The organism is Bradyrhizobium sp. WBOS07 (assembly GCF_024585165.1).
In the GTDB taxonomy this organism is placed as follows: Bacteria; Pseudomonadota; Alphaproteobacteria; order Rhizobiales; family Xanthobacteraceae; genus Bradyrhizobium; species Bradyrhizobium japonicum_B.
In genome coordinates this window covers 6,436,727-6,459,619 of sequence record NZ_CP029008.1, presented here as the reverse complement: position 1 = coordinate 6,459,619, position 22,893 = coordinate 6,436,727, and the positions used below count along the sequence as shown (strand labels likewise).

23 protein-coding genes are annotated in these 22,893 nt (G+C 65.9%); 6 read left to right on the top strand and 17 right to left on the bottom strand.

The annotated features are described in order from the left end of the window. Nucleotides 1-103 precede the first annotated feature (103 nt). A complete protein-coding gene (locus DCM79_RS30490; protein WP_257177735.1) occupies nucleotides 104-553 on the bottom strand; it encodes a VOC family protein in 450 nt (149 codons plus the stop codon). Nucleotides 554-750: 197 nt separating this feature from the next. Between DCM79_RS30490 and DCM79_RS30485 the strand changes: the two genes are divergently transcribed. The 5 genes from DCM79_RS30485 to DCM79_RS30465 all read left to right on the top strand — a co-directional run bounded on the left by DCM79_RS30485 (nucleotide 751) and on the right by DCM79_RS30465 (nucleotide 5,756). Then, nucleotides 751-1,623 (top strand): NAD(P)-dependent oxidoreductase, encoded by an 873-nt coding sequence (locus DCM79_RS30485; RefSeq protein WP_257177734.1) that lies wholly within the window; start codon nucleotides 751-753, stop codon nucleotides 1,621-1,623. Nucleotides 1,624-1,747: 124 nt separating this feature from the next. Further along, complete coding sequence (locus DCM79_RS30480) at nucleotides 1,748-3,169, top strand: sodium:proton antiporter (protein WP_373568067.1); 1,422 nt, start codon at nucleotides 1,748-1,750, stop codon at nucleotides 3,167-3,169. A 160-nt stretch (nucleotides 3,170-3,329) separates the two neighbouring features. After that, nucleotides 3,330-4,925 carry a HAMP domain-containing sensor histidine kinase gene (locus DCM79_RS30475; protein ID WP_257177733.1) on the top strand — a complete coding sequence of 532 codons (1,596 nt, stop codon included), beginning with the start codon at nucleotides 3,330-3,332 and terminating at the stop codon, nucleotides 4,923-4,925. 44 nt (nucleotides 4,926-4,969) lie between these two features. Further along, nucleotides 4,970-5,173 (top strand): DUF1289 domain-containing protein, encoded by a 204-nt coding sequence (locus DCM79_RS30470; RefSeq protein ID WP_257177732.1) that lies wholly within the window; start codon nucleotides 4,970-4,972, stop codon nucleotides 5,171-5,173. A 28-nt stretch (nucleotides 5,174-5,201) separates the two neighbouring features. Further along, complete coding sequence (locus DCM79_RS30465) at nucleotides 5,202-5,756, top strand: TIGR02281 family clan AA aspartic protease (RefSeq protein WP_257177731.1); 555 nt, start codon at nucleotides 5,202-5,204, stop codon at nucleotides 5,754-5,756. Nucleotides 5,757-5,788: 32 nt separating this feature from the next. Here DCM79_RS30465 and DCM79_RS30460 read toward each other — a convergent pair whose 3' ends face one another. Both DCM79_RS30460 and DCM79_RS30455 read right to left on the bottom strand, forming a co-directional pair. Next, entirely contained in the window at nucleotides 5,789-6,628 is an 840-nt protein-coding gene (locus tag DCM79_RS30460) for a bifunctional allantoicase/(S)-ureidoglycine aminohydrolase (protein WP_257180897.1), read from the bottom strand. A gap of 35 nt (nucleotides 6,629-6,663) precedes the next feature. Further along, a complete protein-coding gene (locus DCM79_RS30455; protein WP_257177730.1) occupies nucleotides 6,664-7,164 on the bottom strand; it encodes an ureidoglycolate lyase in 501 nt (166 codons plus the stop codon). Nucleotides 7,165-7,302: 138 nt separating this feature from the next. Here DCM79_RS30455 and DCM79_RS30450 point away from each other — a divergent pair, with 138 nt between their 5' ends. After that, on the top strand, nucleotides 7,303-8,199 hold the full coding sequence (locus DCM79_RS30450) for a LysR substrate-binding domain-containing protein (RefSeq protein WP_257177729.1): 897 nt from the start codon (nucleotides 7,303-7,305) through the stop codon (nucleotides 8,197-8,199). A gap of 1,054 nt (nucleotides 8,200-9,253) precedes the next feature. Here the strand turns inward: DCM79_RS30450 and DCM79_RS30445 are convergent. From DCM79_RS30445 to DCM79_RS30380, 14 genes are read right to left on the bottom strand one after another with little or no spacing between them, the layout of a single operon-like run. Further along, the gene (locus tag DCM79_RS30445; protein WP_257177728.1) at nucleotides 9,254-10,621 is read right to left on the bottom strand and encodes a sensor histidine kinase; all 1,368 of its coding nucleotides are present in this window, start codon (nucleotides 10,619-10,621) and stop codon (nucleotides 9,254-9,256) included. Then, a complete protein-coding gene (locus DCM79_RS30440) occupies nucleotides 10,614-12,050 on the bottom strand; it encodes a sigma-54 dependent transcriptional regulator (protein WP_257177727.1) in 1,437 nt (478 codons plus the stop codon). The genes DCM79_RS30445 and DCM79_RS30440 overlap by 8 nt, the downstream gene beginning before the upstream one ends. Beyond that, nucleotides 12,047-13,747, bottom strand: a complete 1,701-nt coding sequence (locus tag DCM79_RS30435) for a hydrogenase maturation protein (RefSeq protein ID WP_257177726.1) — start codon at nucleotides 13,745-13,747, stop codon at nucleotides 12,047-12,049. The genes DCM79_RS30440 and DCM79_RS30435 overlap by 4 nt, the downstream gene beginning before the upstream one ends. A 9-nt stretch (nucleotides 13,748-13,756) precedes the next feature. Next, nucleotides 13,757-14,797, bottom strand: coding sequence for a hydrogenase expression/formation protein HypE (hypE, locus tag DCM79_RS30430; protein WP_257177725.1), 1,041 nt, complete (start codon nucleotides 14,795-14,797; stop codon nucleotides 13,757-13,759). Further along, nucleotides 14,794-15,936, bottom strand: a complete 1,143-nt coding sequence (hypD, locus tag DCM79_RS30425) for a hydrogenase formation protein HypD (protein WP_257177724.1) — start codon at nucleotides 15,934-15,936, stop codon at nucleotides 14,794-14,796. Before hypD ends, hypE begins: the two co-directional genes overlap by 4 nt. Beyond that, complete coding sequence (locus DCM79_RS30420; RefSeq protein ID WP_257177723.1) at nucleotides 15,933-16,169, bottom strand: HypC/HybG/HupF family hydrogenase formation chaperone; 237 nt, start codon at nucleotides 16,167-16,169, stop codon at nucleotides 15,933-15,935. Before DCM79_RS30420 ends, hypD begins: the two co-directional genes overlap by 4 nt. Continuing rightward, nucleotides 16,169-18,430, bottom strand: a complete 2,262-nt coding sequence (hypF, locus tag DCM79_RS30415; protein ID WP_257177722.1) for a carbamoyltransferase HypF — start codon at nucleotides 18,428-18,430, stop codon at nucleotides 16,169-16,171. Before hypF ends, DCM79_RS30420 begins: the two co-directional genes overlap by 1 nt. Next, entirely contained in the window at nucleotides 18,427-19,347 is a 921-nt protein-coding gene (gene hypB, locus DCM79_RS30410) for a hydrogenase nickel incorporation protein HypB (RefSeq protein ID WP_257177721.1), read from the bottom strand. Before hypB ends, hypF begins: the two co-directional genes overlap by 4 nt. After that, on the bottom strand, nucleotides 19,347-19,688 hold the full coding sequence (gene hypA, locus DCM79_RS30405) for a hydrogenase maturation nickel metallochaperone HypA (RefSeq protein ID WP_257177720.1): 342 nt from the start codon (nucleotides 19,686-19,688) through the stop codon (nucleotides 19,347-19,349). The genes hypB and hypA overlap by 1 nt, the downstream gene beginning before the upstream one ends. After that, nucleotides 19,681-20,769, bottom strand: a complete 1,089-nt coding sequence (locus tag DCM79_RS30400) for a hypothetical protein (RefSeq protein ID WP_257177719.1) — start codon at nucleotides 20,767-20,769, stop codon at nucleotides 19,681-19,683. Before DCM79_RS30400 ends, hypA begins: the two co-directional genes overlap by 8 nt. After that, the gene (gene hybE / locus DCM79_RS30395; RefSeq protein ID WP_257177718.1) at nucleotides 20,766-21,275 is read right to left on the bottom strand and encodes a [NiFe]-hydrogenase assembly chaperone HybE; all 510 of its coding nucleotides are present in this window, start codon (nucleotides 21,273-21,275) and stop codon (nucleotides 20,766-20,768) included. Before hybE ends, DCM79_RS30400 begins: the two co-directional genes overlap by 4 nt. Then, the gene (locus DCM79_RS30390) at nucleotides 21,272-21,481 is read right to left on the bottom strand and encodes a rubredoxin (protein ID WP_257177717.1); all 210 of its coding nucleotides are present in this window, start codon (nucleotides 21,479-21,481) and stop codon (nucleotides 21,272-21,274) included. The genes hybE and DCM79_RS30390 overlap by 4 nt, the downstream gene beginning before the upstream one ends. Continuing rightward, a complete protein-coding gene (locus DCM79_RS30385) occupies nucleotides 21,478-22,341 on the bottom strand; it encodes a hydrogenase expression/formation protein (RefSeq protein ID WP_257177716.1) in 864 nt (287 codons plus the stop codon). The genes DCM79_RS30390 and DCM79_RS30385 overlap by 4 nt, the downstream gene beginning before the upstream one ends. Then, nucleotides 22,338-22,784: a hydrogenase accessory protein gene (locus tag DCM79_RS30380; protein ID WP_257177715.1), complete on the bottom strand. Its 447-nt coding sequence runs from the start codon at nucleotides 22,782-22,784 to the stop codon at nucleotides 22,338-22,340. Before DCM79_RS30380 ends, DCM79_RS30385 begins: the two co-directional genes overlap by 4 nt. Between the last annotated feature and the right edge of the window lie 109 nt (nucleotides 22,785-22,893).

Here is a 22,893-nt window from a genome sequence, read left to right as displayed (position 1 = left end):
CCGGACCCGGAGGGCCGCACCAGCGTGAAGCGGGAAGCGGCTTTCCGGCAGGGCCAGGCACGAGACTTTAGGATGCCCCATTAGAGCGGAAACGCCCAAAAGGCTACTGCCTGCCGATATCGTCAGCCATCTCGGCGGGCGCCGCCCCCTGCTCCTTGGCGGCCTCGTAATTCAGCTCGATCATGACCCCGTTGGGATCGTGAACGAAGATCTGCCAGAGGTCGCCGCCGGGCACCTGGCGGGCGTCGAACTTCATCCCCTTGGAGGCCAGCCGCTGCTTCATGCCGTCGAAACCGCGGCTGATGAAGGCGACATGATGGACGACGCCGGAATCCGGCTTCTGCGGCTCCGCCGTCGCGGAAATATCGACCAGGTGCACCACCGCCCGGCCCTCGCTGTACATCCAGGCGCCCGGGAAGGCGAAATTCGGACGGGCGCCTTTTTCCAGCCCCAGCACGTCCTCGTAGAAGCGGACGGTCTCGGCCAGATTCCGGGTCCGGATGTTGAAATGATCGAGGACGCCAACGCTCACACCGCCCAAGCCCGATGCCATGTCTCGCTCCCTTTTTCGAAGTCCTTAGGTCCTGCCATCCTAGCACAGGGGGCCGCCAAACGAAGCCGTTGCCCTCCCGGCTTAACGGTTTATGGTGCGCCTCCGATCCGCCCTCGCAGCGGAACTTCGAGGGTGCCGCCCGGCGCCCTCGCCCTGCTATAACCGTAAAGCTCAAATCTACGGACAAGGTACCACACATGGCTAAAGTCGCTTTCCTCGGTCTCGGCGTCATGGGCTTCCCGATGGCCGGACACCTCGTGAAAAAAGGGGGCCATGAGGTCACCGTCTACAACCGCACCGCGGCCAAGGCGAAGGAATGGGCGGACAGGTTCGGCGGCAAGACCGCGGCGACCCCGAAGGCGGCCGCCGAAGGTCAGGATTTCGTGATGTGCTGCGTCGGCAACGACAACGATCTGCGCGCGGTCACGATCGGGGCCGACGGCGCCTTCGCCGGGATGAAGAAGGGGGCGACCTTCGTCGATCACACCACCGCCTCCGCCGAGGTCGCGCGCGAGCTGGACGCAGCCGCCGGCAAGGCCGGCTTCAAATTCGTCGACGCGCCGGTCTCCGGCGGCCAGGCCGGCGCCGAGAACGGCGTGCTGACGGTGATGTGCGGCGGCGCGCAGGATGCCTATGCCGGCGCCGAGCCGATCATCACGGGCGCCTATGCGCGGATGTGCAAACTGCTCGGGCCCGCCGGCAGCGGCCAGCTGACCAAGATGGTCAACCAGATCTGCATCGCCGGTCTGGTGCAGGGTCTCTCCGAGGGCATCCATTTCGCCAAGAAAAGCGGCCTCGACGTAGCCGCGGTGATCGAGACCATCTCGAAAGGGGCTGCGCAGTCCTGGCAGATGGAAAATCGCTATAAGACCATGAACGAGGACAAGTACGATTTCGGCTTTGCGGTCGAATGGATGCGCAAGGACCTCTCGATCGCGATCGCCGAAGCCCGCCGCAACGGCGCCAACCTGCCTGTCACAGCGCTGGTCGATCAGTTCTATTCCGAGGTCGAGAAGATGGGCGGCAAGCGCTGGGATACGTCGAGCCTGCTCGCGCGCCTGCAGCGCTGAGGAGCTGTTGCGGCGCCGTTCGGGGGCGTGCAGCATCCGAGGGTCGCGACCTCGGCCGCGACGAAGCTTCGGCCAAGCGGTCGAACGGAAAGAAAAATAGCCTTCGGGGGGAGCCTTGCCTAGCGTGATCGCCGCCATCCTTGTTGTTGTGCGCCTGCTCCCGGTCGCGCTCCTGATCCTGGCTGCATCACCTTCGCAGGCGCTCGCCGCATCGCTCGATGGCGCCAGCATCGGCCCGCAATGGGCGCTTCCCTTCGCCGGCATGCTGCTGTCGATTGCGATCTTTCCGCTCGCAGCGCCTCACTTCTGGGAGCACCACCAGGGCAAGATTGCCGCGATGTGGGGTGCCCTGATCGTGCTGCCGCTTGTCATCTGGCACGGCCCGCTGCCGACCATCCAGGCTCTCGTTCATACCGCGCTGCTCGAATACATCCCCTTCATTCTGCTGCTCCTTGCGTTGTTCACGGTGGCCGGCGGAATCGTGGTGCGCGGCAATCTTCACGGCTCGCCGGTGCTGAACACCCTGCTGCTCGCGCTAGGCACCCTGATCGCGAGCGTCATCGGCACGACCGGCGCTTCGATGGTCATGATCCGGCCGGTGATCCGCGCCAATGACGACCGGCGGCACAACGCGCACGTCGTCATCTTCTTCATCTTCCTGGTGTCGAACATCGGCGGCTCGCTTTCGCCCCTGGGAGATCCGCCGCTGTTTCTGGGATTCCTGCGCGGCGTGGACTTCTTCTGGACGACGACGCACCTGTTCCCCCCGACGACGTTCGCCGCCTGGATTCTGCTCGTCCTGTTCTTTTGCATCGACGCTTATCTGTATCGCAAGGAAGGCCGCGTCAAACCGGACCCGACGCCGGACAATCCCTTGCGGGTCAGCGGAGGCCTCAACTTCGCTCTGATGGGCGTCATCATCGCTGCGATCCTCTTGAGTGCCAAGCTCGATCTCGGCGGATTCGAGGTTCTCGGCACGCACCTTCAGCTGCAGAATCTCTTGCGCGATGCCGTGATGATCGGCGTCGTGTTCGCATCGCTCGCCGTCACCTCGAAGGAGGACCACGACGCGAACGGCTTTTCGTGGGGGCCCATGATCGAAGTGGCAAAGCTGTTCGCCGCCATCTTCATCACCATCATTCCCGTGCTTGCGATCCTCAACGCCGGCAAGTCCGGCGCATTTGCCGCCGTCGTGAACATGGTCACCAATGCCGACGGCACGCCGAACAATGCCGCCTATTTCTGGCTGACCGGCTTGCTCTCGTCCTTTCTCGACAATGCGCCGACCTATCTCGTCTTCTTCGAGCTCGCTGGAGGCGACGCCAAGCATCTGATGACGAATGGCGCGGTGACCCTTGCCGCGGTCTCGGCAGGTGCGGTGTTCATGGGCGCGAACTCCTACATCGGCAACGCGCCCAACTTCATGGTGTACGCGATCGCGCGAGGAAGCGGCGTCGCCATGCCGGGCTTCTTCGGGTACATGGCTTGGACCTCCGTCCTGCTGCTGCCGGTGTTCGCGTTGGTCACGCTCGTTTTCTTCAGGTGAAGGCCTGTGGGTTCCGCGAGCGGAGGTCGAACCGGGCCTTGGATTAACGCAACGTTAACGTAATTCTTTAGCTCCTTAAGTCACCTCTTAAGGATTTCTTGCCAGAGATAGACAATGCAGAAGGCCCGCGTCCGGCGTGGGCAGGAATCGTTGTTGCTTGATGAGTAACCCCGCTGAAAAGCCCGAGGTTGTGCAGCTTCCGGCCGAGCCGGTGAGCGCTCCATCGGCGAGCAGCCGACGGGCTGCGGCGCAGCGGGTGCGCGAGGCGCGCGACAAGTTAACGTCGACCAGCGGAACCCGGCCGGCCTTCGACGCCGAGATGCTGCGGCAATACGCCCAGACCCGGCTGTCGGCCTCCTATGTCGTGATGCTGCTGGTGGTGGCGACCGGGTTGCTGTTCGGGCTGTGGATGCAGCCGATCCCCGCCGCCGCCTGGACCGTCGGCATGCTCTGCATTCACGCGGCGATGATCCGCAGCTGCCGGCGCTTCCTGACCGAGCCCGCCTCGCCCGCGGCGACGCGCGCATGGCGTACGCGCTTCGTCGTGCTCGACCTGCTCTATGGCCTGTGCTGGATGGCGATCCTGATCCATCCCGTGCTCGACATGGTCACGGAAACGCTGATGATGTTCCTGATGCTGCTGGTGATCGCGGTATCGAGCATGGTCGCCGCGAATCTGCCGATCGCAGCCCTTGCCGCCACCGCGCCGGTCGCGGTCGCCATGGCGCTGAGCTTTGCGTTCACCGGCTCGCTGGACAATTACATCCTGGCCGCGCTCTCGCTCGCGGCCGAGGGCTATTTCGTGCTGCTGGCGCATCGCCTGCACTCCTCGACCTTCGCGGCGCTGGAGGCGCGCGCCGAGAAAGACGCGCTGATCGGCGAGCTCGAACAGGCCAAGGCGATCTCGGACGAAGCGCGCCACCGCGCCGAATCCGCCAACGTCGCCAAGTCGCGCTTCCTGGCGCAGATGAGCCACGAGCTGCGCACGCCGCTGAACGCCATCCTCGGTTTCTCCGAGGTGATGAAGAGCGAGATCTTCGGCGCCCATGCGGTGCCGGTCTACAAGGAATATTCGGCCGACATCCATAATTCCGGCGTCCATCTGCTCAACCTCATCAACGAGATCCTCGATTTGTCGCGGATCGAGGCCGGCCGCTACGAGCTCAACGAGGAGGCGGTGTCGCTGGTCGGCATCGTCGCCGACTGCCACCATCTGATGAAGCTGCGCGCCTCGAGCCGGGGCATCACCATCCACGAGGTGTTCGAACAGTCCATGCCACGGCTCTGGGCCGACGAGCGCGCGATCCGCCAGGTCGTGCTCAACCTGATCTCCAACTCGATCAAGTTCACGCCGCAGGGCGGCGAGATCTGGCTCAAGGCCGGCTGGACCGCTTCGGGCGGACAGTATCTCTCGGTGAGGGATACCGGCTCCGGCATCCCCGAGGACGAGATCCCGGTCGTGCTCGCCTCGTTCGGCCAGGGCTCCAACTCGATCAAATCGGCCGAACAGGGCGCCGGCCTCGGCCTGCCGATCGCCAAGAATCTGATCGACCTGCACGGTGGCACGTTCACGCTGAAATCGAAGCTGCGCATCGGCACCGAGGTGATCGTCACCTTCCCGCCGGAGCGGGTGATGAGCGCGCTTGCGCCGCTGTCGGACGATTCTCCACCGCTCCAGCCGGAGGGTTCCGCACTGCCCGACGAGAAGCGCCGGCCGCGCCACAAGCCGATCATGAGCGCCGGCACAGGCTCCTAACCAGATGCTTGCAGACATGCCCGACAATCCCCCACTATGTCCGAATGAGCCAAGAAACGCCGTGCATCGCCGTCTGCATGATCGATCCCAGGACCAAGCTGTGCTTCGGCTGCGGCCGGACCTTGCCCGAGATCGCGCGCTGGCACGCCATGGACAGCGCGGAACGGCGCGCCGTCATGGCCCTGTTGCCGGAACGCATGACGGAAGCCGGGCTTGCGCCGATCGCGGCATCGCCGAAGCGGGCCTGACTGGCCTGCGCGCCCGCGGAGGCGCGCGATGATCCGCTTCCTGCTCGTCCTCGTCATGCTCGCCGGCACGGCCGGCGCGGTTGTCGCCTATGGCGATCCGAAGCAGATCGCGCGCGCCGGTCACAAGGTCTCGCACATCTTTCGCGCGCAGACGGTGGCGCCCGCCCCCGCCGTGCAGATCCCGCGCGGCCAGGGCGGCGAATTTGCGCTGCGTGCGAAGATCAACGGTGTCGCAGCGCCGATGGTGATCGATACCGGTGCGACCTCGGTGGTGCTGACCTGGGAAACCGCGAAAGCCATCGGGCTGCCGCTCGAGATGCTCGAATACGATGTCGAACTCGAGACCGCGAACGGTCACACCAAGGCGGCCCGGCTCACGCTCGACCGTCTCTCCGTCGGCCATCTCGTCGAGAAGTCGGTGCCGGCCCTCGTCGTCCAGCGCGGGCAGATGAAGACCAACCTGCTCGGCATGAGCTTCCTCGACCGCCTGGAGAGCTGGGGCGTCCGCGCCGACAAGCTGATGCTGACCGGCTATCCCGAGCTTCAGAGCAGCTCCCGCCGCTCGCGCACCGCGATCGACTAGATCGCAGCGGCGCGCGCGGACCACCGCCGGGGCTAGAGCAGCGGCGGGCCCTGCCGCAGATTCATGTGCCGGTTGACGTCCTTGTAGAGCAGATAGCGAAACCGGCCCGGGCCTCCGGCGTAGCACGCCTGCGGGCAGAAGGCGCGCAGCCACATGTAGTCGCCGGCCTCGACCTCCACCCAGTCCTGATTGAGACGGTAGACCGCCTTGCCCTCGAGCACGTACAGCCCGTGCTCCATGACATGCGTCTCGGCAAAGGGGATCGTCGCCCCCGGCTCGAACGTCACGATGTTGATGTGCATGTCATGGCGCATATCGGCCGGATCGATGAAGCGGGTGGTGGCCCACCTTCCCTCCGTGCCCGGCATCGCGACCGGTTCGATGGACTCTTCGTTGGTCACGATTGCCTCGGGCTCGGCCAAGCCCGGCACGCGCTGGTACAGCTTGCGGATCCAGTGCACCTGTGCAGGGCTGGGACCGCGGTTGCGAACGCTCCAGGCGCAGCCGGGCGGCAGATAGGCGAAGCTGCCAGGCCTCAGCTCACGTTCACCTTCTGCCAAGTTGAGCATCAACGTCCCGCCTGCGACGAACAGCGCCCCTTCGGCATCCTTGTCCGGCTCGGGCATGTCGCTTCCGCCGGCCGGCGCGATCTCCATGAGGTAATGGGAGAACGTCTCGGCGAAGCCGGACAGCGGTCGCGCCAACACCCAGAGCCGCGTGTTGTCCCAGTGCGGCAGATGGCTGACGACGATATCGCGTTGCACGCCGCTGGGGATGACGGCGTATGCGTTCGTGAAGACCGCGCGGCCGCTCAGCAGGTCCGTCTGGGACGGAAGGCCGCCCTGCGGTACGTGATAGGTGCGCGATGACATCATCAAGCCTCGTGAAGGTTACCGATTGGAATGTATCAGCTTGCAGCCGACTGGACGCCGAGCTGTAGCGGCTCGCTCAGCCAATGTTCTTCGAGATTGGCGCCATCTCCCTTGCGGTCGACAACGAGGAACGCGCTTGCGTCCTCGAGAACCAGGAGCGGGTGGTGCCAGCAGTTCCTAGCATAATTCACGCCCTGGTGGCCCCTTGCCGCGAACGCCCGGTAGCTGGACGAGACGCTGGGGTCCGTGCAAACGACGACAAGCCAATCCGCGCCGTTTAGGGGCATGAATAGCTGGCTCCCGAGCGGATGGCGCTCCATCAGGCGGATCGCGATCGGCGCGGGCCGCACCGAGGCGACGAACCAGCTGATGTTGACTTCTCCGCCTTCCGCGGCAACGTCGATATCGGCAAGCCCGTTGAAGCGCTGAGCGTAACCCTGGTTGATCGATAGCGGGGTCCTGCCTTCCGTTTCGACGACGTCTCCGAATGGAGCGAACGCCTGCTTCGTCAAAGGCTCGATCGAGAGCGTCACCATGGCCAACCTCAAGCACTCCGCAATTCAAAGGGTCTGCAGGCCCGCGACGGGACACTCAGAAGGCTCCACCGGTCATTCGTTGACCGGGTGCGACGTCAAGTCCAATATATAGAATGACACGATTGATAGGTTTTCGCTATGGATCTCCGCCAGCTCCGGTACTTCATCGCGGTTGCCGAGGAGCGCAGCTTCACCCGCGCCGCCCGGCGGCTGAACCTCTCGCAGCCGCCGCTCAGCCAGCACATCCAGGCCCTCGAGGCAGAGCTCGCGACCCCGCTGCTCTACAGGACCAGCCGCAGGGTCGAGTTGACGCAGGCGGGTGAGGCCATGCTGGTGCGGGGGCGCACCATCCTGCAACAGGTCAAAGCCGCGGAAGACGAGGCGCGGTCGATCGGAGCCGGTCTGATCGGAACGCTGGATGTCGGAGCGACCGGCTCGATCCTGCGCGGCCGTCTCGCGGAGCTGCTCGCGGCCTACCGCAAGGTCGCTCCGCAGGTCAGGATGACGCTGCATGAGCAGGCGCCGGCACTGCAGATCGCGGCGCTGCTCAGCCGCACCACCAACATCTGTCTCATTCGCGGCATTCCCGCTGAGCGCGACCTCTCCAGCAAGCTGGCGTGGCGGGAGGAGGTCGTCATCGCAATGCCCCGCACCCATCGGCTGGCGCGCCGCAAGCGCATCGCGCTCGGTGAGCTCGCGTCCGAGCATCATGTCGTCCTCGATCCCGATAGCTCCGATTTCGCACGGTACGTGCAGACCTGCTGTGTCGATGCCGGCTTCCTGCCAAAGGTGTCGCAGCAGGTCGTCGACGCCCAGTCGATCCCGAGCCTGATCGCCGCGGATTTCGGCGTCGCGCTCGTGCCGCAGTCGATTGCGCGCTTCACCACCGCCGACATCGTCTTCCGTCCGATCCGGCCCTCGCCGCCCACGGCCGATGTGTTTCTGGTCTTCAGAGCGGACGAAACATCGATGGTGGTGCACAACTTCATCAAGCTCGCGCTTCGATACCTGAATCATCGCAAGGGTGTGGGTTGATGCTCGCGGCGTCGACGCCGCCTCCTCTCCGCGTCATTGCAAAACCACCGTGTCCCGGACAAGCGCGCAACGCGCGAGCGTTGCGGCGCAGAGCCGGGACCCAGGGCGACACGGTCCAATGCCACGACATGGGCCCCGGCTCTGCAGCGCACCGCACCGGACGATGCTTCGCATCGCCGGGGAAGCGCTGCGCTGCGTCCGGGGCACGAGTGCCGAGTGGCGCACGGTTTCCTAACGACGTCATTGCGAGGCCGTAGGGTGGGCAAAGGCGCCCTTGCGCCGTGCCCACGATCTGTCCGATGCGGCGGTAGACGCGTGGGCACGCTGCGCTTTGCCCACCCAACGAAATCGAGTTTGTCGCAAGCACTTTTGACTCACAGACACGCCTTCTCACTCTCGCGGCGCAATTCGCCCGAGTTTTGCTTCGTCGCTCCGCCCTCAAATCCAGGAGGGCACAGGGAAGGCCGGGTGCTGACAACGCACCCGCGGTCCGCTGCGCAAAATGCACACGCAGAAGAACCGCACAGCAGCATACAGGTGGTGCCGATCACTCGGCCTTCCCTGCGCGATGGTCGGACGGCTTATGCCGTGCTCTCCCGGGAGCCGAACTTTCCTTCTGGCCTCCCTCGCCCCGCGGATTGGATAATGCAGTCTGCCCGGTTGGGCTCGCTCGCACCTCCGCGATAGGCTTGACCGTAGCAACGACGGCCAGGACCACACGGTTTTGCCGTACGCGCATTCGTGAGCGCCACAGGGTCGACAGCATCGTGCACTTAGCCATCGAATGTCGGCGCGACGAACTGAACAGCGCCGCTCGTCTGCACGTGGGTGTCGGGCTCACAGGGACTACCCGCCCTGCCCGTCCCCATCTCGTACCGACGCTGCCGCGTCCACCGCAAGCCCGGCTCGCGATCAAGACGACCTCGAGATCGCCCCTCCTGGTTGAGCCGGGATGGCAGACACATACGCCAAAACCGAATTTCGGTAAAGTGGGATATTTTTGGCGGCACAGGTTGACAGCGGGGCGACACAGGCGCGATCCCGTAGCTCGCGCCTAGGCCGCCGGCAGGGCGAACGAGAAGGTCGCGCCGCCTTCCGGCCCGTAGCCTGCGACCAGCTCGCCGCCGTGCTCGCGCACGATGCCGTAGCTAATCCAGAGGCCGAGTCCGGTGCCCTCGCCGACCCGCTTGGTCGTGAAGAACGGCTCGAAGATGTGGCTGATGTGATCCTTGTCGATTCCCGGTCCGTTGTCGGAGATCCGGATCAGGATCTCGTTGCCCTTGCGCACCGCCGAGACCACCAGCCGCGGCGCGTCCGTGCCGCGCATGGCGTCGATCGCATTCTCCACGAGATTGACGATCACCTGGTGCAATTGCCCCTCGTTGCCGCAGACCCAGAGCTCCGGCTCGATCTCCAACTGCAAGTCGATGCGCACCTGCTTGGTGCGCACGGCCCACAGCACCGCGGTGTTGATGAGCCGCTCGATGTTGACGCGCTCGACCTCGCCGAGCTTGCTGAAGGACAGCCGGCGCAGATTCTTCACGATTTCGCTGATGCGGACCGCGCCTTCGAGCGTGCCCTCGATCAGCGGACCGAAATCCTCCAGGATCTCGTCGATGCGCAGGCTGCGCCGCCTGGCCGCGAGGTCATCCTCACCGGCCTCGCCGTGGACCGCATCGAGATAGGCGGCGATGGCGGTGCGATAGCGCATCAGGGTATGGACGTTGCCATAGACGAAGCTGATGGGATTGTTCAGCTCGTGCGCGACGCCCGCAACGAGACGGCCGAGGCTGGCCATCTTCTCCTGCTCGACCAATTGCCGCTGGGCACGCTGCAACTCGTGATGGGCCTTGTGCAGCTCCTCATAGGCGCGGCGAAGCTCCCCGATCGGGCGGCCGGTCAGCACCACGCCGATGAAACGTCCGCGATGATCGTGGCGGGGCGAGGCGTTGATGGCGAACAGATCCGAGCTGCCGCCCTCGCCCGAAAACCGCAGCTCGCCGTCGACGACATCGGAGGCGCTGCGCGGCTTCAACAGCGGGATCAGCTTGTCTTTGTCCTGGATATCGATCACATCGGCGATGTTCCTGCCGACGATATCCGCGACGTTGCAGCCGAGCGTGTGCTGGAAGGCGGAATTGACCTGCTGCACCAGCCCTTTCGCATCGCAGACGATGAGGATGTCGGAGACGGATTCAATGACGTTGGTGACGAAGGCCTGCGCCTCCTCCAGCTCCGCATTCTTGTGCTCGAGGTCGACCTCGTAGCGGAGGAGGTCGGAATAGACCTCGTCCATCTTGCGGATGACCTCGATCCAGGCACCCTCACGCTCCTGATCGAGCTCCATCGCGCCACGCTTGGCGATCAGCTTGAGCAGCGTTTCGGGCTCGCCGGCTTCGGGAGGATGCGTCACCTCAGGCATTCTTCCTCAAATCATACCGGGACAGCTTGTTCCTGAGTCCGACGCGCGACAACCCGAGCTCGTTGGCGACCCGGCTGATATTGCCTTCGTACCGCTCCAGGGTGCTGATGATAACCGCCTTCTCCAGATCTTCCACCTTGTCCTTGAGGGTCGCCGAGCCGTTCAATTTGCCCTGGACCGCCGCCGCCGGCGGCTTGCCGTTGCGCCGGCCGAGCAGCGGCGGGGCCTGCAATTCATCCGCGTCCGCCAGCACTACCATGCGCTGGATCTCGTTCTGCAGCTCGCGGACATTGCCGGGCCAATGGTACCTGGCGAACGCCTCGAGCGCGGAGGCGGCAAAGCGCAGGCCCGGCCGGTTGAAGGAGGTCTTTACCGACGACAACACCCCTTCGGCGATCAACGAGACATCCATCGGGCGCTCGCGCAAGGCCGGCATGTGGACGGGAAACGCCGCCAGGCGATAATAGAGATCGCGCCGGAAGCGGCCTGCCTCGACCTCGGCCTCGAGATCCCGGTTGGTCGCCGCCACGACACGGACGTCGACCTTGCGCACCCGCTGCGCGCCGAGCGGCCTGATCTCGCTCTCCTGCAGGACGCGCAACAGCTTGACCTGGAATGCCGGCGAAGTCTCGCCGATCTCGTCGAGGAAGATGGTGCCGCCGTCGGCGACCTCGAACAGGCCGATCCGGTCCTGATAGGCGCCGGTGAAGGCGCCCTTCTTGCAGCCGAACAACTCGCTTTCGAGCAGCTCGTCCGGTAAGGCGCCGCAATTCTCGACCACGAACGCCTTGTTGGCGCGCGCCGAGCCATAGTGAATCGCGCGCGCAAGCAGCTCCTTGCCGGTCCCGGACTCGCCGGTGATCAGCACGGAGATGTCGTAATCTGCGGCGCGCCTGCCGAGCTCGATCACCTTGTGCATGGGACTTTCCGGCGAATGCACGATGCGGTCGAAATCATAGAGCTGCTTGGCAACCCCGCGCTTGACCGAGACGACCTTCTTGATATGCCCCGGCGTCGCCTTGACGTCGACACCGGCGGTTTCCGTCTCCTTCTGCAGGCGATAGAGCTGCACCGCCTCCTTGACGATGTCGACCAGCCGCTCCGGCTGCCAGGGCTTGGTGATGTATTGATAGATGCCGGCCTCGTTGAGGCCGGCAATGATATCTTCCGAATCGGAATAGCCGGAGATGATCATCCGCACCGGATCGGGCCACAGCTCGCGCACGCGCTTCAGGAAGCTCACGCCCGATTCATGCGGCATGCGCTGGTCGCAGAGGATGGCGTGGACGATCTCGCCTTCCAGCAGCTTCTCCGCATCGGCGGCATTGCCGGCGCACAGCACCTCGAAATCCTCCCTGAGAACGCGGCGCAGCGCTTCCTGCGAACGGACTTCGTCGTCGACGACGAGAATGGTTCCCAGAACGCTCATGAGGGCACCGCCACGGGTCTCTGCCGCTCGGTCGTACGCCGCGCCCGGTGATGGGCGATGGTCAGCGGCGTGCGCGACTTCGGCACCTTGTGGATGAAGTTGTAGCGCGCGACGTGGTAGCTCGGATCGAAGCCGTAGAAATTGAGCCTCATCCGCCGCAGCTCCTCGTCACGATAGGCCTGCAGCGGCTTTTCGGCCTCGTCCGTCGCGCGGCGCCTTTGCTTCTCGGCGAGGCGCGCAGCCAAGCCTGGATCCGCGCCTGTAGCAGCTGCCAGCTTGATGAGGCTTTCGCGTGCCAGCTCGTCGCGTGCTAGCACACGGTCGACGATCCCGAGGCGCTGCGCCTCGGCGACGCCCATCGGCAGCCGGCACTGCGTAATCCGGGTCGCATTCCCGGCGCCCGCGCGGCGCGGCAACAGATAGGTCCAGTATTCGGAGCCGAACAGATTGCCCATGTCCTTGTAATGCGGATTGAGCACGATCTGGTCGCTGGCCCAGACCTCGTCGGCCGCCAGGCTCAGGAACACGCCTCCCGCGCCCGCATTGCCGCGAATAACCGAAATCACCAGCCGGTCCGTGGTCTCGATGATCGCGCGCGCCAGATCGTCGATGGCGTTGATGTTGCGCCACGATTCATCTGCGGCGCTGTCGGCGGCCTCGATCTCGGCCAGATGAATGCCGTTCGACCAATAGTCGAAACCGCCGGTCAGGAGCAGCACCCTGGTCGGACGCGCCAGCGCGGCGCGATAGGCATCGCGCAGCGCGGCACAATCATCCGTCGACATCGCGCCGTTGTAGAAGGCGAACTGCAACTCGCCGACCTCACCGTGCTCGCGATACTGAATCGGAGCATAGCCGCAATCCGGCCGCCGCGGCAGGCAGGCTGCCTGCGCGGCAAAAACCTTTGCCGCGGACCGCTTCAGGCTCTTCGGCGCAAGCTGCCGCACATGGCCGATCCAGACTGCCCCGTCAACCGTCGCACGGGCCAAGGCGCCGTCGCATTGCGCCACGACCGTGCCGGGAATGCCGGAGATATCCCGCGCTTCATGGACGTCGAACAGCCGCACGTCCTGGAAGAATAGGCTGTCGACCAGGCCGGGCATGCCGTCGGCGCTGTTGATCTTGCGCAGCACGGTCTCGGTCGTGTCGTGCTGCCAGTCGATCGCCCGGTCCGAGTGACGGCAGGGACCGCGCACGCGAATGCGCGCGTCGTTGGCAGCCATCGGCTGCGGCGTCGGCCGGCCCGCTGCGATCGCGTCGAGCGCCTCCAGCACCGCTTCGACCGCGCATTGGGTCACCTCGTTGCGGTAGATGCTGGATTTCGCGGCGCGCCGCATTGGGAACGTGCGGAACGCCCAGACCGGACCGGCATCGAACTCGCCGTCCGCCTGCAGCACGGTGACGCCCCACGCGGTCGCGCCTTCGAGAATGGCCCAGTCGAGCGCGGCCGGACCGCGGTCGCCGGGCGGGCCGGGATGCACGATCAGGCAACGCACGCTGCGCCAGACATCTTCGGGAATCGCCCGCTTGAGGAACGGCGCGATCACCAGGTCCGGCTGGTACAGCGCCACGCTTTCCCGGGTGACGTCGGCGTGGATGTCGAGCTCGACCGAGACCTCATGGCCGCGCTCGCGCAGCTCGACATGCAGACGCTGCGTCAGGCTGTTGAAAGAATGCGACAGCAGCAGGATACGCATCGGGATCCCTCAACAAATCCGTGGCAATTGCTCGCCCGACAACCAGTCGACGATCCGCCCGCCGCCGAAGCTCGTCGCCATCTGCACGAAATGATGGTCGTCGGCGACGGCCTCGCCGATGTCGGCGGCGTCGCGGCCGAGCGGATGTTCCCGCATGGCGACGAGCACCGCACCGGCGGTTTCGGGCGCGACGATCGCGACCAGCTTGCCCTCGTTGGCGACATGGAGCGGATCGAGCCCGAGCAATTCGCAGGCCGCCGCCACGCCCGGCTTGACCGGGATCTCCTCCTCGACCAGGTGAAAGCCGAGCCGCGATTGCTGGGCGATCTCGTTCAGCGTCGCGGCCAGCCCGCCGCGGGTGGGATCCCGCATCAGGCGGATGCCGGCGCCGCCGGCTTCGACCATCCTGGCGACGAGATCGTTCAGCGCCGCCGAGTCCGACACGATCTCGGTCTCGAAGGCGAGGTTCTGCCGCTTCGACATGATCGCCACGCCGTGATCGCCCAGGGTGCCCGAGATCAGGACGCGGTCGCCGACGCGCGCGTTCTCGGCCGACAGATCGAGCCCGTCGGGGACGATCCCGACTGCCGATGTCGAAATGAACAGGCCGTCGGCCTTGCCGCGCTCGACCACCTTGGTATCGCCGGTAATGATGTGAACGCCGGCCGTGCGCGCCGCCTCACCCATCGAGTCCGCGATCGTCTTGAGGTCGGCGAAACGAAATCCCTCCTCAATGATGAAGCTCGCGGACAGATAAAGCGGCTTTGCGCCGGCCATGGCGATGTCGTTGACCGTGCCGTGAACCGCGAGCGAGCCGATATTGCCGCCGGGAAAGAACAATGGCGACACCACGTAGCCGTCGGTGGTCATCACCATGCGCCCGGCGCCGACGTCGAAAGCCGACTGGTCGTTGCCGCGCGCCAGCCATTCATTGCCGAAGGCCTCATGGAACAGCCCCGAGATCAGCTGCGCCATGGCCCGGCCGCCCGAGCCGTGGGACAGGTCGACGCAGCCGTTCCTGATATCGAGCTTGCGCTGATAGGCCTTCATGACGCCCGCCTCTGCTGATGGTCGCGGAAGCGTCCGTAGGTCCAATGCGCAGCACAGGCGCCTTCCGAGGAGACCATGCAGGATCCCATCGGGGTCTCCGGCGTGCAGACGGTGCCGAACAGCTTGCAGTCGACCGGCTTCTTCACGCCGCGCAGGATGGCACCGCATTCGCACGCCGGGTTGTCGTCGACGCAAAGCTCGTTCATGCCGAAACGGACCTCGGCGTCGTATCTGGCGTAGGCGCGCTTCAGCTTCAGCCCGCTATAGGGAACCGGCCCGAGCCCGCGCCATTCGAACTGGTCGCGCAGCTCGAAGATGTCGGAGACCTCCTCCTTGGCGCGCAGATTGCCGTCGCGCGTGACCGCGCGGCTGTACTGGTTCTCGACCTCGTGCCTGTTCTCGTTGACCTGGCGCACCAGCATCAGGATCGCCTGCATCATGTCGAGCGGCTCGAAGCCCGAGATCACCACGGGCTTGCCGAACTCTTCCGCGAAGAATTCGTAAGGCGCCGTGCCGATGATGGTCGAGACATGCGCCGGTCCGACGAAGCCGTCGATCTCGACGCGGCCGATGTTGCGGATGTCGGGGCTCTCCAGGATGTTCTGCATGGCGGGCGGGGTCAGCACGTGATTGCAGAACACGCTGAAGTTCGAAAGCTGCTTCTTCTCGGCCAGCCGGATCATCACCGCGGTCGGCGGCGTCGTCGTTTCGAAGCCGATCGCGAAGAACACGATCTCGCGCTCCGGATTGTCCTCAGCGATCCTGATCGCGTCGATCGTGGAATAGACCATGCGGATATCGGCGCCCCGCGCCTTGGCCTTCAGGAGCGAGGCTCCTTGCGAGCCGGGGACGCGCATCAGATCGCCGTAGACGCACAGGATGATCTCGCTGCGCTCGGCAAGCCGGATCGCCATGTCGATGCGCCCGGCCGGCAGCACGCAGACCGGGCAGCCGGGTCCGTGGATCATCCGCACATTGTCCGGCAGCATGTCTTCGAGGCCGTAGCGCGAGATCGCATGGGTGTGGCCGCCGCAGAACTCCATGAAACGATACGGCCGCCCCGGATCGGTCTCCGCGCGAATCGTCTTCGCGAGCCCCAGCGCGATCTCCTTGTCGCGAAACTCGTCGGCATATTTCATGGCGCCACTCCCTGTCCCTCGAGGCTGAGCTCGCGCAACAATTCGAGCGTCCGCCGCGCCTCTTCCGGATCGATCCTGGTCAGGGCATAGCCGACATGGATGATCACGTAGTCCCCCACCGCAAGGTTCTCGATCAGGGCGACCGAGATCTCCTTGCTGACGCCGTCGATCGAGACGATGGCCATCTCGTCGGGCAGGAGTTTCGTGACCTCCGCGGGTATCGCGAGACACATCAGGCGGTTCCTTCCAGATCTTGCTGTTCGAGCAGTGTTAGCGCGGCAATCCAGGCCTGGCCCAGGCTGAGGCCGCCGTCGTTGGGCGGCACCTGGCGCGGCAGCAGCGGCGCGAGGCCGGCCGCGATGCAGCCGCGCGCGATCTCGTGCGACAGGATCGCGTTAAGGAAGCATCCGCCGCCCAGGGCCACATGGGTGATGCCGGTTGCGCGCGCCGTCCGGCCGATCCAGTCGACGCAGGCCGCGGCGAGCGTGCCGTGGAACAGCTCGGCGGCTTCGACCGGATCGATGGTGCCGGTTGCCATGAGCTCGAACAGCGGCGCCAGGGACAGCACGCCGCGCTCGATCACCCAGCCCTCTTGCGCGATGCGGGGGTTGCGCACCAGCGCCTCCAGCTTCATCGGGGCTTCGCCCTCGTAGCTCTGCACCGGGCAGAGGCCGAGCAGCCCCGCGGCCGCATCGAACAACCGGCCGGCGCTGGTCGTCGTCGGCACGCCGGGCTGGTTCAGCATGGCGCCAAGGCGCAAGGCCTGCGGCTGCGTATGGAAGCGCGTTGCGATCGCATCGCCGCGCCCGAGGCCATGCAGCATGCTCGCGCCCATCCGCCACGGTTCGCGCGCGGCGCGGTCGCCGCCCGGCATCTTCATCGGCGCCAGATGCCCGAGCCGCCGGAAGGCAGCGCCGTCGCATGCGAGCAGCTCGCCGCCCCAATTGCCGCCATCGCTGCCGTGGCCGAAGCCGTCGAGCACCAGCGCCAGCGCCGGTCCTGCGATGCCATGTTCGGCCATCACCGAGGCCGCATGGGCGTGGTGATGCTGGACCGCGATCAGCCGCTTGCCGCTGGCTTCGGCGAAGACCGTCGAGGCCATGTTCGGATGCAGGTCATGCGCGACGACGACCGGCTCGACGTCGAGCGTCGCAAGCAAATGATCCACCGTCTCCTCGAAGAAGCGGACGCCTTCGGCAGTGTCGAGGTCGCCGATGTGCTGGGACACGAACGCCTCGTTGCCGCGCGTGACCGTCACCGTCGCTTTCAAGGCCCCGCCAACGCTAAGGATCGGCGGCACCGACCGCGCGAGGCGGACCGGCTCGGGCACGTAACCGCGGGCGCAGCGGATGAATTGCACCCGGCCCGCGACGATTGCCGCGACGGAATCGTCGGCACGTGTGACGATGTCGCGGTCGTGCGTGACGACGAGATCGGCAATGCCGGCAAGGCGTCGCTCGGCTTGCCGATTGTCGATCAGGAGCGGCTCGCCGCCGGGATTGGCACTGGTGACGACGATCGCCCAGCTGTCGCCGACCCGCGCGTGCGCCGCATTCAGTGCATCGAAGATCAGGTGATGCAGCGGGGCGACCGGTAGCATGACGCCGAGACGCGACAGCTGCGGCGCGATGGCCGGCGCGAGCCGATCGCGCGACCTCAGCAGCACGATCGGTCGTGGCGTGCTCTCCAGCAACGCAAGCTCGGCGGTCTCGGCCTCGGCGATATCGGCGACCGCGTCCACCGAAGCGACCATGACGGCAAACGGCTTCTGGTCGCGCTGCTTGCGCTGCCGCAGCCGCCGCACCACCTCATCGTCGCGCGCATCGCAGAGCAGCTGATAGCCGCCGAGCCCCTTGATCGCGACGATCCTGCCGCCGGCGATCGCGGCGGCGATGTCCGCGATCTCGTGGCTGAGCCTTGGGCCGCAATCCGGGCAGGCGATCGCCTCGGCATGGAAGCGGCGGCTGCCGGGGTCGGCATAGTCGGCCGCGCAGGCTTTGCACATCGCAAAGCCCTTCATGGCCGTGGCCGCGCGATCGTAGGGCAGCCGCTCGGCAATGGTGTAGCGCGGGCCGCAATGGGTGCAGTTGACGAAGGCGTAGCGATGAAAGCGGCTGCTCGGGTCGAACAGCTCGCGCAGGCATTCCTTGCAGGTCGCAGCGTCGGCGACGATGCGGGTCGACACCCTGCCCTGCTCGCTGGCGCGGATGCAGAACCCCTCGCCCGCCACCGTCCCGACCGGATGCACCGAGATGTCGTCGATGCGGGCAAGCGGCGGCTTTTCCAGCGGCAGCGCCGTGATGAAGTCGGCGGCGCGCTCGCCCTCGACCTCGATGACGACCCCGTCGGGATCGTTGGCGACGAAGCCGCCGAGACGGTAGCGCGTGGCGAGGCCGTAGACATAGGGGCGAAAGCCGACGCCCTGCACCGCGCCGCGTACGTGCAGGCGCAGTCTCCTCACCTCGGGCGCGCGCGTCCCACCGTCCATCGTCATCCCTGCATCGCCATCGCGGCCTGCTTCGCCTTCGCCCGGCGCTTGCGTATCCAGGCATAGAAGGCCGAAAAACCCTCGCCCGTCCGCGCCGACACGGTCATCACCTCGATGCCAGGGTTGACCCTGCGGGCATATTCGACGGTCCTGGCGAGGTCGAAATCAAGCACCGGCGCGAGATCGATCTTGTTGATCAGCATCAAGGACGACGCCGCGAACATGTCGGGGTATTTCAGCGGCTTGTCCTCGCCCTCGGTGGTCGAGAACACCACGATCTTGCAGGCCTCGCCGAGATCGAACGCGGCCGGGCAAACGAGGTTGCCGACGTTCTCGATGAAGAGGATGCCGCCGTTCAGCCAGGGCAGCCGGTCATAGGCCTGGCCGACCATGGCGGCATCGAGGTGGCAGCCTTTTCCGGTGTTGACCTGGATCGCCGCCACGCCAGTGGCGCGGATACGTTCGGCGTCGTTGGAGGTCTGCTGGTCGCCCTCGATCACGCCGATCGGGAAGCTGTCCTTCAATTCCGAGACCGCGCGAACCAGCAGCGAGGTCTTTCCGGCGCCCGGGCTCGACACCAGGTTGAAGGCAAGCACCTCATCGGCATGGAAGCGCGCACGATTGTCGGCGGCGAGCCGGTCGTTCTTGCCGAGAATGTCGCGCTCGACCTGGATGATGCGCTCGCTGCTCATGCCGGCGATCTCTTGACCGGCCGGATTGGCGCCGCAATCGAGCACCCCCGCCTCGTCATTGGCGTGGTCATGGTGGTGAGGGTGACCATGGCCGTGGCCGTGCCCATGACCGTGATGATGATCGTGCGCATGCCCGTGATGATGATGCCCGCCGTGATCATGGTCATGGTGATGATCATGCGCGTGTTCGATAGACGCCTTGCCGTCGCCGCAGCCGCAGACCGTACACATCAGTCGACCTCCAGTTCCCTTACGCGCATCTCTTCCCCGCCCGTCACCTGCAATTGATAGCCGCCGCAGGAAGGGCACGGCTCGTAACGCTGCTTGATCTCGACGCTCTCCGAGCAGGCCATGCACCAGGCCGTTCCCGGGGTCTCCACGATCTCGAGCCTTGCGCCGCGCGCGATGGTCTGTGCCGCGACGGCCTCGAAGCAGAATTTCATCGCCTCCGGCGCGACGTGACTGAGCGCGCCGATCTCGAGGCAAACGACATTCACCTTGGCAAAGGAACGCTTGCGCGCCTCCTCCTCGACGATGCCGATGATGCCTTCGCAGAGCGCCATCTCATGCATGGCCCACCTCGCGAAAGCTGAGATTGAAACCGACGCAGGGGTCGAACGCGCCGACCAGCGCGCGCACCGCGTCCTGGCCGCGCCGGCCGGCGGTCAGCACCGCTCCCTTGAGGCTCCGGACCAGCGGACCTCGGGCGTGAAAATTCCACTCGGTCGGCGCCAGGAACTCGAAACTGACGATGCGGTCCGCCTCGTCGAGCACGACGGCATGATAGAGCCGGCCCCGTGCACATTCGACCGCGGCGGCCCCCTTGCCCACACCGAGCCGATAGCTCGCGACGACGCCATCGTCGAAATCGCCGTCGCCGCGCTCGAGCCAGGCGCAGAGCCGCGCGACCTCGGCGATGCGCGCCTGGAGTCGCGCGGCCGAGCCCGCCGCAGGCAAGACCGGTTCGCGCCGCGCCCGCCGGGCCCAGACGCCGGTTTCCGGAATCTTGCCGCAAAGCTCCGGCGCGTCGGAATAGGCAGCCCCGCCCGCAAGCAGAGATGTAACGACGTCGAGATCGTCAGCCGCCGTCAGGAAGGATTGCTCGACCGGCGGGGCCGACAAGTCCTCATCCCCGCAGCGTTCGAGATGGACAGCGAGCGCGCTGCCCGGCGCAAGAGCCTGGCCTTCGCCGGCAATCCCCAAGCCGGCGAGCGCGGCCTTGATCCGGGCCACGGCCTCACGCAGCAGTGTCTCCGACACGCCTTCGCTGGCGCCGCCGAGGACCGTGCTCGCCTGCATCATGGCGCGCACGGCGGCAGCGCTGGCGCCGTCGAGCGCGAGCCGGCCAACGAACAGGCTGCGCAGCAATTCGGTCAGCCGCTCGGCGATAACAGCCGTGACGCGGCTGCGCGCCGCAGCTTGCGTCGCCTGCTGCCCTTGCGCGGCCTCGACCGCCGACAGGAACGCGACTTGATGCGCGACCGAGCAGAGCGAGAACAGCCGCGGCAGCACGGTAAGCAGGGACGCTGCTGGCTTTCGCGCGAACAGACGCGTCAGCGGCGGCCGGCTGCGCGGCTGGATCGCGACGTCGGCGATGGTGCCGCCGGCAAGCCACACCGTGATGTCGATCTCGTTGCGGAAAGCCAGGTTCATCCGCGCCGCTCCGCCAAGGTGCCGCGCAGGAAGCTACGCCGATCGATCGGGGTTGTCGCGGGCTCGCGGCGGCGAACCGCCTCCTCGCTGTCATCAGGCAGCATCAGCTCGGCAAGCGCGGCTTCGGCCGTCGCCCGCGCGGCAGCCATGTCGGCGAACTCGAACATCGGGGAGAACAGCGAGCAGCTCGCGATCTGCCCGATCTGCCCAACCTCGCTGAGGGCGAACTCGATGTCGCCTGCGGGAAGACGAACTCGCAAGGTCGTGCCCGACGTCTCCCGCATGGCGCCCGCCGGCATCACGACGTTCATGAACCAGGGCGTGACCATGATGCCGATGATCGTGCCGTTGAAGCGGCGAAAGCCGACCGCCTCGACCCCGAGCGCATCGTTGTAGATCGGCAGATCGCGCATCGCGCGATCGCCGATCTCCCGGTAGCTTGCGGCCAGACGCTCGCCCCACGCGACGGCGTCCGCGGCATCGGGACCTGGCGCGGCCCCCGTCATGCTTCGATCGCCATGAACTTGGATTTCGGAGCGTCGCAGTTCGGGCAGCGCCATTCGTCCGGCAGCGCCGCGAATGGCGTGCCAGGCTCGATCTGGGCCACCTCGTCGCCGTCGACGGGATCGTAGACGGTCCAGCAGATGCCGCATTCCAGCCGCGTGGCCTCGGTGACGTCCTGGCGCACGCCAAAATTCTCGAAGGCGCTCATTTGAAATAGGCCTCGATGATTTCCTGCAGCCGCTCGGCGGAATCCTCGAAATCCTCGTCCGCCGCCAGCGCGACGGTCGGCACGCCGCCGACCTCGAGCGTATCGAGAATGATGGTGTCCATGGCGTTGAAAAACTGCACCGACCAGACATTGCGGATGCCGGTCGACAGCACCCGGCAGGTGCCATAGCCGCGCGACACCAGCTGGATCGGCCCGTTGCGGATCGTGTCCTGCAGGAAGCTCATGTCCACCGGGCTCATCGGCAACAGGGTGAAGTTGATGATCTGCGAGCGCATGCCGGGCCGCCATGCCAGCGCGCGCTCGCGGATTTCGGCGAGCACCGGCAGCACGTTCATGGCGCCTTCCGGCACCTCGCCGATCTCGAAATCGGCGGACGTCAGGTCGGCGGCCGCCCGCTTGACGATCTCCGGGATGGCGCCGATCTCGAGATATTCGGAGGCAGCGTCGGTCTCCAGCCGCACGCGCCAGATGCCCGCCAGAACCGATTCCTGGATCTGGGCCAGCGATCCGTCCGGCAATGCGACGACCCCGGCGACCTCGCCTTCGCCGAGCACGTCGGCGATGAGCTTGCTCTCGAGCTCGTTGAGGTTGGCGAGCCGGAACAATTGGGTGGGAGCATCGGCCTTCTGGCCCGCGATGGCCTGCGCGATCTTCCCGAGCAGCGCGACCGCGTTCGGGCAGCGCTCGGCAAGCTCCACGCTGTCGAGCGTGGCAAGCTTTGCCAGCGCTCCGGCCGCCGTCAGGCTGCCTTTCGATGCATTGAGACTTTCCTCGCCGATCGGAAACACGCTGACGGGTTGCTCGGCGCCTTCGGGCGCGTCCCAGAATCCGACCTTCATAGCTCGACACCTTGCGCGCGATGCTGGGGAACGATGGTGACGGCGACCGCGGCGGCTTGGCCGCGCGGTCGGTCGATCAGCTTGGTGATGCGATCGATGTAGACCGACCAGTCCTGGATCTTGGCGATCAGGCCCAGGGTCTCGCCCTTGGCGACCAGGATCAGCGTCGGCTGCACCCGCACGCCGAAGCGCTGGCCGAGCGCGCTTTCGTCGCCGCGGGCAATGATCGCGCCGCGCAGCCGGCCATTGAACGCGGTGATCAGCTCCGGCAACACCACGGCGACGTCGATCGCCTCGGGGAAACGGTTGGGATCGCCCGCCGACAGCAGCACCGCGACCGCGCCGGCCTCATCGGCCGCGCCAAGAAAACGATCGACCGTCGCGGCACTGACCTCGGTCAGGCCGTGCCGCGTCAGATCCTGCTTCGCCACCTGGAATTCCATCAGACCTCCCTGACAAGCTTATGATTTTGCTCGGAGCAGGATTAGCAAGGCACATGCCAGGACATTCCAGCAGCTCTTCAGAGCTATCTCATTGATTTAGATCATTGAT